This window comes from Acidihalobacter yilgarnensis (assembly GCF_001753245.1).
In the GTDB taxonomy this organism is placed as follows: Bacteria; Pseudomonadota; Gammaproteobacteria; order DSM-5130; family Acidihalobacteraceae; genus Acidihalobacter; species Acidihalobacter yilgarnensis.
In genome coordinates this window covers 1,487,937-1,502,811 of record NZ_CP017415.1, presented here as the reverse complement: position 1 = coordinate 1,502,811, position 14,875 = coordinate 1,487,937, and the positions used below count along the sequence as shown (strand labels likewise).

Sequence of the window (14,875 nt, the reverse complement as noted above, 5' to 3'; positions counted from 1 at the left end):
CGGACATGCTCTGTAAATGTTTAGGATGTTGAGACGAAGTTTGTCGAATGCTTACCAATCCCAGACAGATTCAAACGCGCCTCGCCTTCGGCCAGCGGGTTGCCGCGGTTTGCGCGGCGTGCCCGTCAAGGACGCAGACAACAAAGAGTCACGAATCGGGTTGACCTTACCCGGCCATCCGGGCTTAGCCCTAGAAATCGGCAGAAGCTGTATAAGGCCGAACTTATCCATCGTCGAGGGCCTTGGAAGACGCGGGAATCTGTGGAACTGGCGACCTTGGAATGGGTCTCGTGGTTTAACCATCAAAGATTGATGGGACCACTGGGTCATATACCTCCCGCAGAAGCTGAGGCAAACTATTACGAGCAACTCAACCGTCAAACAGCGGTAGCTGCTTAACTTAAACCAAACAGCCTCCGCGATACCCGGGGCGATTCAAGACACCATCGCAGCATGACTTAAGCCTCATAACCTCCACAGAACCTGGGGCGGTTCGTCATTAGGACTTGATATTGCAGCCTTATCGCCCCTTGCCAACATCTCACGAATCGCCTCGCCTCAAATTGGCTTGGCTCGTCGGTGGGTTAACCGTACTTGCCGCTGTGCTGGGTACATCCCTATTTGGGATAGAGTCATGGCAACGGACACGAGAGGATATCGCTTCACAATTGCGCATCCAGGCCGAATTCGTCGCCAATAGCGCCAATACCCTGTTGACATCCCTAAGGGTCGGCCTGCCCAACCTTGCCGAACAGTTGAATGTCGCGACATCTCAACCTACCAGCGCTGACTATATCGCGTTGGCCGGATATTTAAGATCCCACCCCTATATCGCCAACTTGATCTTGTATGGTCCCACCGGGCGGATGCTGCTCAATACTGCAGCGCCTTTCGGCACACCCTTACCAAACATCTCCCCTCGCACTCGGGAAGAAGTGAGGCAAGCCCTGCGGGGTAACGGTTTGCAATTGGGCCGCACACAACGTGGCTTGATCTATCACGGCTGGCACCTCACGGTCCTTTATGCACTGCATTCATCTACGGGTCAGCCAATCGCCCTTTTGCAAGCCAACCTGCCAGTCGATTTGCTCACCGGGCAATGGGCCAGCATGTCGCTGCTCCCCGAGACAGGATTAGGTCTGTTGCGCACGGATGGCTACGTACTGGCACGCTTGCCAGAGCCCGGCTCGATGACCACGCTCTATGGCAGACGGTACCGGGGTAGCCTGGTCGAGGCGGTGATGCGTCATCCTGAGCGATTGGAAGGTCCGTACAGTGGCCGCGTCGAGGTTGATGGCCGTGATCGCATCGGCGCCTATGCACGGCTGGCCCAGATTCCGGCCGTCGCCTTCGTCAGCCTGCCACTATCCCGCGTCTGGTCTCTATGGTGGCATCACCTGCTCCCCATTCTAGGCGTGGGGCTTGTAAGCCTGATCGGTTTCATGGCGCTGATCGCCCGATTGTTCTCACGCGAACGGCAGCATGCCTTGTCGTTGGCCGCAGAACGAGATCGGCATGTCTGGATCGCGCGGCATGATCCCCTCACACAGCTACCCAATCGTGTCGCCTTGGCAGAACATCTGACACTAGCCTTGGCCAGAGCTCGACGCCGGGAGCGCCTATTGGCCGTGGGGCTTTTTGATCTGGACGACTTCAAGGACGTGAACGATCGCTATGGTCATGCCGGTGGCGACCGACTTTTACGGGCACTCGGAGATGTCTTACGGCAAAGCATGCGGGAAACCGACTATATCGTCCGGCTCGGTGGCGATGAATTTGTACTGCTGTTCGAGGACCTTGAAGATATCGACGACCTCATGACCGCATTGGAACGCCTGCAGCAGGAGCTGGCAGAGCCGATCCTGATCGAGGCGGGTGAGCGCATTGTTGTAGCAGCCAGCCTGGGCCTGAGCATCTATCCCTTCGATGATGCGGAGGCCGATACCCTATTGCGCCACGCGGATCAAGCGCTCTACCACAGTAAAAAGCATAAAAATACCCGGCAACATTTCTGGGCCTTGTACGAGCACGATGGGGAGCAAAGCAAGCGACATCTGCATACCCGCAGGCGACTCGAGGCGGGTGAGTTACACGTCTACTATCAACCGATCCTGGACCTGCAAACGCGACAAATTGTCGGCGTCGAAGCCCTGGCGCGACTGATCGACCGCCAAACCGGCGTGATCAGCGAGCCCGCACAATTCTTGCCCGACCTCGATACATCCGAAGACCAATATCATTTGGTCCGACAGGTCTTGAGACAGGTGGATACCGATGTGCAGGTCTGGGATCGGGCTGGGCTCAGCGAATTGAGTGTTTCGGTCAACCTGCCACCCTCATTGCTCATGAGAGGGCCATGGCTTGATCGCCTGCTGAGCACAATCGGCGAGATGCGGTTACCACCTCATCGATTGATTCTGGAGGTGCTTGAAACCGAGGGGGATATCCCTCTGGAAAATACAATCGATAGCATGCTGGCACTCAAATCTCGTGGTATCAGATTTGCCTTGGATGACATCGGCAGCGCCTATTCCACCTTGCTCCGCCTTAAGGACCTGCCCGTGGACAGCGTGAAGCTTGATCAGGGCTTTGTGCGCGAGCTTTGCAGCCATCCAGAGGACCTGATCTTTATCGAGGCGTTGATGGGCATTGCCGAGGTGCTCGAGATCGACTTCATCGCAGAAGGCGTTGAGACCCTGTCGATTCTGGATGCGTTGCAGGGATTACATGTCCCCAAGGCGCAGGGTTATGCGATTGCACGCCCCATGCCCGGCAATCAGTTTCTTGAGTGGTACCACCATTATCAACCGCCCATAGAGGGTCCGAATACCTTATTGGGTCTGTATGCGGCGCATCGTCAGCGGGATTATTTCTTTCACCACTTGCTCACCCAAAATCCAGGCTTTCTGCAGAGTTCGTCAGAGGAATCACTTTTGGGCCAGGTTATTGTACCGGGCCTGCTAGAACGTTTGGGACATGCGGGATCCGAGCTGGATGTGGCGCATCATCGTTACCACGACGTACTTTTGACCATCCTCGCCAAAGAGGGCGTCAGTGCGGAAAAGATACTCGAGTTTGAACGTGCATCCGCAACCCTAGATGCGCTGCTCGAAGATGTAATCCGAAAAAATGCTTTGGCCTGTCAGGCATAGTATTCAGCATGTACGTTTTTTGATGCCAAGTCATGTTCTGCGATGCAGTTCAGGTGTGTTCTTTCGGTCAGGAGGCGAAAACGTAGGCTTATGTCCCTGGCGCGCTGGTGTGCCGACAAGCCATGGCATCTCTCGTTTTGGCCCCATTCGTCGAGGCCTTCTTGATACGCGATTTATGCGGGTTGCCCGCCGCTGTCTATCCATGGGAAAATTGCGGGGCAGTGACCTCCCTTCCTTACCCCGTCACTGTATTACTGATTAGCCCACCTGATGGTGGGCTTTTTTTTAGGCGCGGCCAGTTCGTGTATTTCGCGCGATTCAACCACCTATCCCTCGGTTAGCTGTCACGTTCAGCCGCCATTCGACAGCGCACGTAATCGATCCAGTCGTAGTAGCTGAACCGCGCGCCCATCCACAGCGACCAGATCACGCTGGCGGAAGGTTTCCAGTCTGGCAAACCGCTGGTGATTGAATGAGTTATCGCCACAACTGTCGTCAAGTACGAGAGGTATTTTAGAATTCATTCGTTAGTAGAACCCTCAGTCGCCGATAGTGGGAATGAATTGACAGAGGTGGCGGGCCCTTGAAGCATCCTCTTGACGCTGCCCGGTTCGACAGTGACGGATTGTTCCCAAAATAGTCCTTTTTTCACCGCTCGTTTCATCCCTGTAGCGCACTGTGCCAAGAATACCGACAGGCAACATTTTGGGGCTGATCAGCGTGAAGATGCGATCGTCCGAGGTACCTACCTGCACACGTATTGCAGATCCACCACCGAGTCGCTCAGGTTGAAACTCACCCCAATACCAAATAAATTCGCCTCGGTGGTCAATCGAAAGGCTATCCTTTCCCTGCAGGATTTCATCGATCTTGCGCTGCTGTTCTTCCGTGAGGGAAATGGTGTGTCGTCCTCTCTTGTCGTCATCGGAACTCATGACCTGTTATCTCATTCCTTGCATGTTAGAGGTGGCACGTCAGGTCATCAGCCATTGGATAGCCTAGACGGCTAACCAGCCCGGTAGCTGGGTGATCTAAACTGCTTCCCCGGGTCACCGATATTGGAGTCTGCTCTCAGACTGCGTTCGACTGGTTTACGAGGACAAAGCGGCCCTTTGAATGCCTGTTCTGAACTACACCTGACTGGTTGGTTCTGGCCGAAAGCACCAGTTCAGACAAGTGCCACATACCGGACACTACCAGGATAAGCCATCTCCATCACAGGCGTAGTCAACCAAGCGATCCGGGCGCGGTCAGCTGGTCGCTTGTGGTCGCGTTCGTCAGCGCGCCAATGACGCCGTTCGAGCCGCCCGAGACGTTTGGGTTGCTCGCCTGCGTCGTGGTCGAGGTGCCCGCCGTGACGTTGGTCGAATCCAGTGCCGCGATGTAGGCCGCGAGGTTGTACTGCGACACTGCCGCGCCCTGGGACAGGTTGTTGCCGTTGCCCGCCAGGGCATTGAAACCAGCCGAAGTCACGCCGTTGACGTTGCCGTGGTTCGGGCCGCTGCCCGCAAGGCCCAGAAATCCGGTGTCGTACAGCCAACGCCTGTTCATTGTTGGACTTACTGCTTGCCTGTCCCGGATGCCGGGCTGACCAGGGTGACTCCGGTGAAATACGTGGAATATCGCTGAGTGTCGCGGGTCAACACGGGGTAGCCTGCCACAGCGGCGTGTGCACCAATGAAGAAGTCGGCCAGTACGTTGTTCTTCTTGCCACCTTGCCGGCGGTAGCGCACGAAGGCCTTGCCGGCCAGGAATAGTGCGGGCCGAGGAATTTCGATCATCGCCAGGCCCAGGTCATCGACGGCACGATCCAGGGCTTCGGTCGTCGAGAAGGTCAGCGACAGTTCCGAATAGATGATCGCGTTAATGGCAAGGCGGTGAATTTTGGACTGTGCCCGGAGTTGGCCGATGGACCAGTCCGCCCATTCCGGATCGTCCTCCAGAACGTCGACCAACACATTGGTATCGACCAGCAGCATCACGCATCACGGCGCAGCAGAGCCATCAAATCATCAGTGCGCCACTTTACGTCGGCCTTGCCTCGTGCAGCCTCGAAACGATCCGGCTTGCGGCTGGGGCGGCCACCGACCTTGTGAATGACCACCTCACCCTCTTTGTTGACGGCGAATTCCACCGACGAACCCGGCGCTAGGTTGAGCGCGTCGCGGATCTGCTTCGGGATGGTGACCTGACCCTTGCTGGTGAGCGTTGTTGCCATGGCGCTTCCCGGGTATTACATCAGAAAAAATTGTAATACAACCGGGCTGCAACGGCAATTTATAATCATGTTTCGGGTCGCGCTTGCATTCCCCCTCTCCCGTGCGATCCTAACCCTGTCCAAGAACACGATACACAGGAGAGAACGATCATGATCCGCCCGCTCGCCCTCGCCGCCGCCCTGCTCGGCCTGCTCGCCCTGCTCGCCCTCGGCGGCTGCGCATTCAACCACGGCGTCACCCTCAACAACCCGCCCCCGGCCGCCAAGACCGCCTTCCTCAAGGGCCGCGCCTTCACCGTCGGCAAGGTCACCGTCGCCCCCGACGCCCGCCCGGTACACGAAACCGTCTACCACTGCCTGCCCGACCCGATGTACGCCAAGATGATGAAGTACAACCTCGAACTCGCCTTCCAGCGCGCCGGGCTGACTCAGGGCAAAGGCCCCGCAGTTCCGGTGTCAATTACCATCACTCAAAGAGTTTTTCACAGTAATTTATTAATTCATTCTAGTAATATGGAAGCCATGCTTTCATTCGGCACTTTCTCTATTTTGGCCCATGCGCAAGGAGTTGGCTCCCCCTTATGGGAAAACAAAGGCCAAAGATGGACGCGCCAACAACGCATTATCCCCGCTCTGGCTGCGATCATCGCGACCGGTATTAAATCAATTCAACAGGGACAAACATTTAATTCAAAACTACAAAGCCCTCTTGTAGGTTTCTATTTTGGCCCAGGGTCACATCCCAAAACCCATGCCTTCAATTTACCCTATCCGATGACGGTCAAGGAGTACGAGCAGATCACGGGCAAGTCGGCCGCGCAGCTGGCGGCGATCTGCAAGGCGAGGATCGCCGGGAAGTAACTTTCCAGGGAAGGAACGCAAAGGGCCGGGAGAACCCCGGCCCTTTTTTGTGGGTGGCAGCAACCCGCCTTACGGCGCGGGTGGCAGCGCGCCGTAGATCGAACTCGCCTGCCCGTTGGTGTACTGCCGGGTGATGCTGTCGGGCGTGTCGGGCGTCACGTTGTCGGCGCCTTTCATCGTCGTGCGCGCCTGGCTGCCGAGCGATCCGGGCGCGGTCAGCTGGTCGCTCGTGGTCGCGTTCGTCAGCGCGCCAATGACGCCGTTCGAGCCGCCCGAGACGTTTGGGTTGCTCGCCTGCGCCGTGGTCGAAGTGCCCGCCGTGACGTTGGCTGGATCAAGCCTCTACCAAAGAAGATTTAATAAGACTAGTCTATATACCGGTCTTGAATAGCCGATAGGAGCAAGGCATGAACATCGAAATTGGATCTTACGAAGCAAAGACAAAGTTGCCGGAGTTGTTGCGAGGTATCAGGGCTGGCAACCGCTACACCATCACCCTGCGAGGTGAGGCCGTGGCTGACCTTGTGCCGGCGCAAGGCAACAAACATTCGGATGCCGTGGCGGCCGTAGATGACATGCTGTCCTATATGCAGGCTCACAACTCGGGGCCAGGTGTCGATCTGAAGTCACTGATCAACGAGGGGCGTGCGTGAATTTTGTTCTCGATGCGTCAGTGGCGCTGCTATGGTTGGCACCGCAGACCAACCCGGCTGGAATCGAGTACGCGACCTCTACGCTGGGCGCCCTCAAACAATCACCGGCAGTCGTGCCCTCTTTGTTTGCACTAGAGATTTCCAACGTGGTTGCCAAGCTCGAATCTAAAGCGGTTGTGACCGAAGCCGACTCGCAGCGATACATTGCGGTGCTTGAGCGCCTTAACATCTCAGTTGACCAAGCCACAGCCGCACAGGCTCTGGGCGATACATTGAATCTCGCCCGCCGTTATAAATTGTCGTCCTACGATGCGGCTTATCTGGAATTGTCACTACGGACAGGCTTGCCGTTGGCAACACTTGATGCAGATTTGGAGAAGGCCACCACAGCTGCAGGCGTTTCAATTTTTGGCGCTCAGAATTCCAACCAAAGTACTTGAGAGAGCGAACGACTGCTTTCGATTTGGATAAGTGCGTACTTACGACCCATTCCGGCCGGTCGTGTATCGATGACGCACTGTCGGCTCCAGACTCAATACTAGCCGTTCAACGACAAGTTGACCGGCAGCGGAGTCGCCGTCCGGTGGCCTCATTCTTCGTAGAAGATCGCATCGAGCATTGCAGCTCGGCCGTCCCAGACGGCAGCTTCCTTGGCGTTTTTTGGCCGCATTGAGTTCCACCATGGCGCATCTGTAATACGCTCAATAATTTCACCCCAATATCTGTCGTAATTCATTCCACTTTGAACGATTCCGAAATCACGACAAAGGCCGCGTTGGTTCTTTGAGTCAAGGCAAACGAATTGATCTGGTCGCTTTAATGCCAGAAGGCGACTAGCGATACCAACCCCATGTCTTCCATTTGGAAAGGCATTGAGGAACTCTGCGATGTACTTTTCATACTCCGAGCGCGTGACCGTGCCGCGCAGCGGTATCTCGTCAAGGGCCTTAGAAAGATGCTTATTGTTTTCGTTTACGGCTTGGTGGTAGTACCCCGCGCCCCGCATGCTTCCGAACCAACCCCACCGGCTCTCATGGACATTCGGCAATCCGGCAATCGTCTTCCGCAAGGGTAAAGGCATTGATGCGAAGGTCCGATGCTTGGCAAAGGCACAGGCCACAGCGGCAAGAAGTTCACAGCGATTCTCAAAGCCATGATGCTGATCGGCCTTCACTGCGTTGAAGTATCTATCCCATGCCATTGACATCACAGATGAAGCGGTAAGCGGCTTCTCAGTGTTGCTCGAACCATACTGCCCCGCCAAACGGCGGAGTGCCGGCTGTTTTCGGCTCCATACCTCGCGGTAGGCTGCGGCTTCGCTCTTTTTGATTGGCTTAGCCATTTCCCAGTAGCGGGCAATGAGACTGACGATTTCATCTCGAACTGAAGTTGAATCGTTACCAGCGCCACCAATCAGCAACATGGCTTCTGAGTTTATACAAAGGGCACCGGATGTGAGATTTGCACTTCCAATCAACGCTTCCCATTGATCCTCACTGCGAAAAAGGTAGATCTTTGGGTGAAATACACCACTCGGCTGAAGCACAAACCGGGCGTTAGCCTTTCCCTGAAATGCATCGAGTACATCAGGGTGCGTTTGGTAAAAGTGGGTTCCAATGACGGCCCGCGTAATCCGCGATGAGTGTTCTTGAATGAGTTCAAAAACGGAGTTTCCCGAAGAAGCCCATGCAACTGCAAATGTGGCCTCAGAATGACTTCCGATCAGGCGCGATAGCGTTCGAACCAGTTTCTTGTTGCTTGATATCAGCTTCAACGGTTCATCTCCTTGCGGCCCACCTAAGTCGATAACACTACACAGCCCTCAATCTGAAAGGTTCCTTACGCGAGGAACTGAGATTGCTGCCTGACCCAAGCAAACCTCCCACAAGAGATGAAATTTCATCACTTGGAACATCGAGTTGAGCAGCGACATGGTCCCTTGTGAGTCGATCTTTCCATAGCTCCTCAAAAACCTTTTTCCATAAAACAGATTCTTCTCGCTGCATTGGTAAAGGTTCCTGCGTTCGGTAACCTCGATAACTGATCTGCTTGCATAATTCTCGATAGTGCCAATCAGAAAGCACACCAGCTTCGAATGCGGTTCTGGCTAGGGCGGCAACAGATACCCCCCACCGACTCTTATGGGTAAGAAGCTGCTCCAGCGAGCGAACCATGGGAACGTGAGCAACAAAGTCATCGCGAGGAATCAGGAATGCAGACGCAAACTGATCCGCTTCCCTTTCGACCTCTCGACCACTTGTGCCCCCATGAAGATGCAGCACTAAGTGCCCAATTTCGTGTGCAGCATCAAAACGACTTCGCTCGGCAGATTTGAAAGTGTTTAAGAAAACATACGGGACACCATTTCTCCAGCAAGAAAAAGCATCAACATTCTTAGTGTTTTCTGCCAACGAAAAGACTCTTACGCCTTTCGCTTCAAGGAGCTTGACCAAATGGGGAATCGGCTTTGATCCAATCCCCCAATGACGACGCAAAGCAATGGCGGCGGCCTCTGGATCCTCATGCCTGAGATCTAGAAGATTTGGTTGAGGAAGATTGAATCGCTCAGTAACCCAGTCATCCAGTAAGTGCGCTATCGCACCAGCGGACAAAGCAGAATCTCGTTGTTTAGCAGTAAGTGATGACAGGCTTCTAAAACTAACCGCCTCTGGAGGAAGCTCCTCACAATCTCCTAAGTAGAAGAAGCTCGCAGGATACGCCAGCACCCGTGCCAACGCGGCAACCGTCTCTTCCTCCGGGTCTTGTGTTTGACCTGTCTCAATTCGAGTAAGCGTCAGCTGTGAAATGCCAGCCTTTTCGGCTAAGGATTTCTTCGTTAGCTGACGCCTCTTTCTAGCAATCGACAATCGCTCAGGATTAAACATAGTTCGTGCTATTTCTTCGAGATTTCAACGTCAAAATCGTCCAAGCCGTCCTCATTGTCGCCGAGACGCTTGGGAGTTGGCTCGAAGCTTTCATCCAGAACGAAGATGCGTTGATGAAATTCTTCAAATTGAGGGCCTTGGAACGTCTTCGGGCATGACACCTCCGCGCGGACAGAGAAATCTTCTACCGAGACACAAATCACCCAAACTGTAGGTGTACACCCAAGGGCACTAATGGTCGTGTTGCTTGCGGGATGACCGAAAAGCTCTCCCTGCCCAGCCGCCACCAGATGCCGTGACGCCCTACCTTTGCCTGAAACAGCTTGCGGATCATGAGATTCCTTGCAAGCCAAATCGACATTTTGGAAAAAGAGCTGGACGCCGAGGTCATCATTTACCGTAGATTCGACGTTCCCTTGACGGCTGGTGCGCCAGCCCGACTTTAGCAGGCTCATGCGGATAGCACGGACGCCGAAAATATATGACAACATTCCCGGCGCAAGGGATGGGTCGACAGGTAGTGTGTCCGCTCGTGCCGCAGCCGCAGATAAAGCCACCTCAACAACGATGTCCCGGGTGAGGCCAATCTGTTTCAGGGCATCGTCTACGTCTTGAGGCTCACGAACTATGGCGAGGTCTGGGCTGGGCATGAAGAACTCCGAGATGTTGATTTATCTAGACTACATTGTAGGTGAAAAAAATCAACATGGCAACGCCCGACGCCCAACCGAGGGTGGCATTTGTTGGCTAACAGTGACTTATAGAGATCGACAGGTCTGAATATCCTTTAAATGGAGACATACCTTAGATGGTGTCAACCTCCTGATTTATCTTCATTATCCTGATCTTCTGGCTCTTTATGCACGTATAAAAACAAAGGCACAGCGCTAACGCCAGCATTAAGTTAGCTTAACGGCAGGTTTTCGTGTGAATGCTGCCTTTGAACAACCTGGCCAGAAAAAATATGGACGGCTGCTCTTGGCCGAAAGCACCAGTTCAGACAAGTGCCACATACCGGACGCTACTAGAATAAGCCATCTCCATCACAAGCGTAGTCAACCGAGCGATCCGGGCGCGGTCAGCTGGTCGCTCGTGGTCGCGTTGGTCAGCGCGCCGCACAATCGGAAGATGCTTTGCTTATTGCCCATCTGTAATCGGTCGATTACAATGAGCCATGTCCTATACGGTGAAACTTCTCGGCGAGTTCGAGGACTGGCTCAAAAGTCTGAAGGACGGGCGAACCAAGCTGCGACTTAGCAAACGTCTACGCAAAGTTCAGTTGGGTAACTTGAGCGATGTGGCGCCGGTGGGCGAAGGCGTATTTGAGATGCGCGAGCACTTCGGACCAGGCTGGCGCATGTACTACATCCTGCGCGGCGAGACCGTGATTGTGATGCTTGCCGGCGGTAACAAGTCCACTCAGCAAGCCGACATCCGTCGTGCCACCACGCTGGCGAAGTCCCTGGAGGATTAAACATGACCCAAAGAATCAAGATTTCCGAACTGCCCGAGTTTGATGTGTCGGAGTACTTAAATAACGACGAGGATGTGGCGGAATACCTGACGGCCATTCTCGAAGAGAATGACCCAGCCCTACTGGCTGCAGCCCTCGGCGACATTGCTCGCGCACGTGGGATGTCTCAGGTTGCAAAGGATTCCGGCATTGCACGCGAAGCGCTATATAAGGCGCTTCGACCTGGCAGCGAGCCGCGTTTCGAGACTATTAGCCGTGTTTGCACGGCCTTGGGCGTCCGTCTGGTCGTGCAGCCGACGCACGTCGCGCACACCGATATGCCCCAAGAGTCAGCCTGAACAAGACGCCTGTTTACGTGCCGTCGAGTCGCCTTGCTACCCCCCATCGGACGCCCTGACGCCGGCGGGTCGCGGACCGTCCATGGTTGCTTCTGGGGATGGGTCAGCGCGAAGCTTTCTGGCGATACGACCTGAGCTTGCATTCCCCCTCTCCCGTGCGATCCTAACCCTGTCCAAGAACACGATACACAGGAGAGAACACCATGATCCGCCCGCTCGCCCTCGCCGCCGCCCTGCTCGGCCTGCTCGCCCTCGGCGGCTGCGCATTCAACCACGGCGTCACCCTCAACAACCCGCCCCCGGCTTCCAAGACCGCCTTCCTCAAGGGCCGCGCCTTCACCGTCGGCAAGGTCACCGTCGCCCCCGACGCCCGCCCGGTACACGAAACCGTCTACCACTGCCTGCCCGACCCGATGTACGCCAAGATGATGAAGTACAACATCGAACTCGCCTTCCAGCGCGCCGGGCTGACTCAGGGCAAAGGCCCCGCCGTGCCGGTGAACTTCGAGATTACCCTTCGGACATTCAAAGAAAATGGTTTCAGTGAAGGTTTGGGCGCGACAGGCCTCAGAGGATACCTCACCTTCGCGGGGTTCAGAGTCCACATGAATTTGCGAGGGGTGGGGGTAGCAAACGATAAGTACTATGACAATACGGGACCGTACTGGACGAGGCAGGAAGATATATTGCCCGCCATGGCTGCCGCTATCACGGCGGGGATCAAGGGAGTTCAGCATGGCAAGAGCTTCTACCGTAATCTGGATTTTTTCGGATCTGATAATGTTGGTGGATACTTCGGAGATGCCGGCACCTTCACCCACCACATCGTCACCCTGCCCTATCCGATGACGGTCAAGGAGTACGAGCAGATCACGGGCAAGTCGGCCGCGCAGCTGGCGGCGATCTGCAAGGCGAGGATCGCCGGGAAGTAACATTTCAGGGAAGGAACGCAAAGGGCCGGGAGAACCCCGGCCCTTTTTTGTGGGTGGCAGAAATCCGCCTTACGGCGCGGGCGGCAGCGCGCCGTAGATCGAACTCGACTGCCCGTTGGTGTACTGCCGGGTGATGCTGTCCGGCGTGTCGGGCGTCACGTTGTCGGCGCCTTTCATCGTCGTGCGCGCCTGGCTGCCGAGCGATCCGGGCGCGGTCAGCTGGTCGCTCGTGGTCGCGTTGGTCAGCGCGCCGATGACGCCGTTCGAACCGCCCGAGACGTTCGGGTTGCTCGCCTGCGCCGTGGTCGAGGTGCCCGCCGTGACGTTGGCCGAGTCTAGCGCCGCGATGTAGGCCGCGAGGTTGTACTGCGACACAGCGGCGCTTCCGGTCTTGCTGTTGCCGTTACCCGCCAAAGCCCCGACTTGCGACTTGACGCCATAGGCCGCGCCCGCATTCGGCGTACCGGCGATCCCCAGGAACCCGGTGTCGTACAGCAGCGAGGCAGCGGCCGAGAAACCCGCCCCTGCAAGCGCGCCGCCAGCGGCACTACCAAATGCCATCGGCAACCCAGCGGCGGTCATGGCTGATGTGGTTGCGTAAGCGACAGAACTCCCGGCAATTGCGCTATTGGTCAACGCTGCTGCCGCCAATCCTCCCGTCACTGCGCCCAGGGCGACGGCAAAGACGGCCATCGTAAACAGCGAGAATCCGCTCTGCGACTGGCTGTACGTGTACACCGGCCAGGAACTGGTATCCAGCCCGATCGGGTCGGCGCCCTGGTGGATGTACTCGACCCCGGCCGGGATCGTCAGTGCCGCCCAGTCCTGGCCCTTGTAGGTCATCGAGGACACCCCGCCCTCGGTCGTCGTGTCCGACCACAGCTGCGCTTGCTGCTTCGCTTGCGACAGCGAACCGGCGGTCATCGGCGTACCGCTCACCGGATTGCACAGCGGCAGCTTGTAGCCGGTGGTGAACCCGCCCGGCACCTCGCCAGACGGCAGCACCAGCGTCCAGATCGGCTTCGCGTCGTAGGTCACCGTCTCCTTGGTGTGCTTGACAAACAAGTTGCCCGACGACTGCGTGCTCACGTGCGGCGTCACGTCCATGGTCGCGATCAGCCCGCGCTGCGCGCTGAATTTGCGCAGCACCATGCCCACCGCCGCGTAGAAACCGTTCACGCCGGCATTCACGAAGGCGTAGGGGTCGCTCACCGTCGGGTTGCCGGCATTGCCCGGCACGAACTGCCAGAACGGGTTGTTCTTGTCGTAGCCGTAGGACAGGATGATGCCGTCCTCCGGCGCGAACGGCATCTGTTCGACCAGCACCTGACCGTTGACCCGGATGGCCCGGTCGATCCAGATCCGGCCCACGGAGGTCTGCGGGTCGTAGAAGGCCATGACCACCGGCGCCGCACCCATGGACTCGAAGTCGATGCGGCCATTGAGGTCCTTCTCGGGCACCTTGAGCAGAATCGCCCCGGTCAGGTTGTCGACGTAGGCGATGCCGGCGTCCATCGCCTTGAGGCTGTGCTTGCCCTGCAGGGTATTGTCGACATGGTGGGCGACCGCGCCCCACTGGTTGTAGATCGGCGTCGAGTCGTCCATGCGCTGCTGCGTGTTGGTCACCTGGCACTGGCCGAAGTAGTCGATCCCGTCGTGGAACGCCGGCGGTGCCGCGTAGGAGGCCACCGGCAGCGCCAGCATGGACAACAGCGCCGCGCCCGTCAGCGTGCCGGCAGCCGTGCGGTAGAGGGTCTTCGCGATGGTGTTCAATGTCCGTCTCCTGTTTCGATTTCGATGCGCAATACCGCGCCGACGGATAACCGGCGGCGCGTGTGCTTGTGCTTATTGCCCGCCGTACCAGCCGCTTGCGGTATCGGTGTCGGCGCAGACGGTGACCGACTGGGCTGGCTGCCATCCCCATTGGCCCCACTGATTCGGTGCATACACCGCGTTGTACCAGGCGCCGTTATCGGCCATATAGCCCTGCCAGGTGCCGCCAGCCGTCACTGGGATGGCCGCCGTATTGTTCGGGCAGACGAGCGCACCGTTGTACCAAGTGCCACCAGGCCCCCACTGTCCGCTGAGCAACACCACGTCGCCAAAAGGACGGTAGTACGCTTGGTTGCCGCCAGAGCAGACCGTATAGTGGTGGTGTATATTTCCGCCTTGGGTACAGGTTCGCGGGGTGTTTTGACCGACCTGCGCCCATCCGCCCACGACCGGGCTACTGCTGTTCGGGGCATAGCCATTGGCGTTATAAATCATGCCGGCGAGGGCCAGGCCCGGCGCCAACAGCGCGCCGCCGAGCATCAGCATGACGATGCGTCGAACCTGACGAATGACGTGAATCTGCTTCATT

Annotated in this window: 18 protein-coding genes and 1 pseudogene; 9 read left to right on the top strand and 10 right to left on the bottom strand. The window is 56.8% G+C overall.

The genetic code is table 11. The annotated features are described in order from the left end of the window. Positions 1–207: 207 nt before the first annotated feature. Positions 208–399 (top strand): annotated as a pseudogene (locus tag BI364_RS17300) (IS3 family transposase); the annotation flags it as partial. 113 nt (positions 400–512) lie between these two features. After that, a complete protein-coding gene (locus BI364_RS07190; RefSeq protein WP_156782652.1) occupies positions 513–3,152 on the top strand; it encodes a putative bifunctional diguanylate cyclase/phosphodiesterase in 2,640 nt (879 codons plus the stop codon). A 350-nt stretch (positions 3,153–3,502) separates the two neighbouring features. On the opposite strand, the gene BI364_RS17830 is transcribed toward BI364_RS07190, so the two are convergent. From BI364_RS17830 to BI364_RS07170, 5 genes are all read right to left on the bottom strand, one after another. Continuing rightward, a complete protein-coding gene (locus tag BI364_RS17830) occupies positions 3,503–3,676 on the bottom strand; it encodes a hypothetical protein (protein ID WP_156782651.1) in 174 nt (57 codons plus the stop codon). A 15-nt stretch (positions 3,677–3,691) separates the two neighbouring features. Beyond that, positions 3,692–4,087: a hypothetical protein gene (locus BI364_RS07185; protein WP_070078161.1), complete on the bottom strand. Its 396-nt coding sequence runs from the start codon at positions 4,085–4,087 to the stop codon at positions 3,692–3,694. 292 nt (positions 4,088–4,379) lie between these two features. Then, on the bottom strand, positions 4,380–4,703 hold the full coding sequence (locus BI364_RS07180; protein ID WP_070078160.1) for a hypothetical protein: 324 nt from the start codon (positions 4,701–4,703) through the stop codon (positions 4,380–4,382). 8 nt (positions 4,704–4,711) lie between these two features. Then, the gene (locus BI364_RS07175; protein WP_070078159.1) at positions 4,712–5,131 is read right to left on the bottom strand and encodes a type II toxin-antitoxin system VapC family toxin; all 420 of its coding nucleotides are present in this window, start codon (positions 5,129–5,131) and stop codon (positions 4,712–4,714) included. After that, positions 5,131–5,370, bottom strand: coding sequence for an AbrB/MazE/SpoVT family DNA-binding domain-containing protein (locus tag BI364_RS07170; protein ID WP_070078158.1), 240 nt, complete (start codon positions 5,368–5,370; stop codon positions 5,131–5,133). Before BI364_RS07170 ends, BI364_RS07175 begins: the two co-directional genes overlap by 1 nt. Positions 5,371–5,520: 150 nt before the next feature. Between BI364_RS07170 and BI364_RS07165 the strand changes: the two genes are divergently transcribed. The 4 genes from BI364_RS07165 (at position 5,521) to BI364_RS07150 (ending at position 7,324) form a co-directional block, all read left to right on the top strand. Next, on the top strand, positions 5,521–6,231 hold the full coding sequence (locus BI364_RS07165) for a hypothetical protein (protein WP_070078157.1): 711 nt from the start codon (positions 5,521–5,523) through the stop codon (positions 6,229–6,231). 130 nt (positions 6,232–6,361) lie between these two features. Beyond that, entirely contained in the window at positions 6,362–6,622 is a 261-nt protein-coding gene (locus BI364_RS07160) for a hypothetical protein (protein ID WP_197495928.1), read from the top strand. A gap of 16 nt (positions 6,623–6,638) precedes the next feature. Further along, entirely contained in the window at positions 6,639–6,884 is a 246-nt protein-coding gene (locus BI364_RS07155) for a type II toxin-antitoxin system Phd/YefM family antitoxin (RefSeq protein ID WP_070078155.1), read from the top strand. After that, positions 6,881–7,324 (top strand): type II toxin-antitoxin system VapC family toxin, encoded by a 444-nt coding sequence (locus BI364_RS07150; RefSeq protein WP_070078154.1) that lies wholly within the window; start codon positions 6,881–6,883, stop codon positions 7,322–7,324. The genes BI364_RS07155 and BI364_RS07150 overlap by 4 nt, the downstream gene beginning before the upstream one ends. 149 nt (positions 7,325–7,473) lie before the next feature. Here BI364_RS07150 and BI364_RS07145 read toward each other — a convergent pair whose 3' ends face one another. Genes BI364_RS07145 through BI364_RS07135 form a run of 3 tightly spaced genes read right to left on the bottom strand, consistent with a single transcriptional unit; the run spans position 7,474 to position 10,419 of the window. Further along, on the bottom strand, positions 7,474–8,658 hold the full coding sequence (locus BI364_RS07145; protein WP_156782650.1) for a phospholipase D family protein: 1,185 nt from the start codon (positions 8,656–8,658) through the stop codon (positions 7,474–7,476). A 37-nt stretch (positions 8,659–8,695) separates the two neighbouring features. Beyond that, on the bottom strand, positions 8,696–9,769 hold the full coding sequence (locus tag BI364_RS17295) for a helix-turn-helix domain-containing protein (RefSeq protein ID WP_083251222.1): 1,074 nt from the start codon (positions 9,767–9,769) through the stop codon (positions 8,696–8,698). A gap of 8 nt (positions 9,770–9,777) precedes the next feature. After that, positions 9,778–10,419: a hypothetical protein gene (locus BI364_RS07135; protein ID WP_070078151.1), complete on the bottom strand. Its 642-nt coding sequence runs from the start codon at positions 10,417–10,419 to the stop codon at positions 9,778–9,780. A gap of 524 nt (positions 10,420–10,943) precedes the next feature. On the opposite strand from BI364_RS07135, the gene BI364_RS07130 reads away from it, so the two are divergent. From BI364_RS07130 to BI364_RS07120, 3 genes are all read left to right on the top strand, one after another. Continuing rightward, positions 10,944–11,243, top strand: a complete 300-nt coding sequence (locus BI364_RS07130; RefSeq protein WP_070078150.1) for a type II toxin-antitoxin system RelE/ParE family toxin — start codon at positions 10,944–10,946, stop codon at positions 11,241–11,243. Between the two features lie 2 nt (positions 11,244–11,245). After that, a complete protein-coding gene (locus BI364_RS07125) occupies positions 11,246–11,581 on the top strand; it encodes an addiction module antidote protein (RefSeq protein ID WP_070078149.1) in 336 nt (111 codons plus the stop codon). A 203-nt stretch (positions 11,582–11,784) separates the two neighbouring features. Next, entirely contained in the window at positions 11,785–12,513 is a 729-nt protein-coding gene (locus BI364_RS07120; protein ID WP_070078148.1) for a hypothetical protein, read from the top strand. Between the two features lie 69 nt (positions 12,514–12,582). Here the strand turns inward: BI364_RS07120 and BI364_RS07115 are convergent, their stop codons facing one another. Both BI364_RS07115 and BI364_RS07110 read right to left on the bottom strand, forming a co-directional pair. Further along, on the bottom strand, positions 12,583–14,286 hold the full coding sequence (locus BI364_RS07115) for a hypothetical protein (protein ID WP_070078147.1): 1,704 nt from the start codon (positions 14,284–14,286) through the stop codon (positions 12,583–12,585). Positions 14,287–14,358: 72 nt separating this feature from the next. Then, on the bottom strand, positions 14,359–14,874 hold the full coding sequence (locus BI364_RS07110) for a hypothetical protein (protein ID WP_070078146.1): 516 nt from the start codon (positions 14,872–14,874) through the stop codon (positions 14,359–14,361). Between the last annotated feature and the right edge of the window lies 1 nt (position 14,875).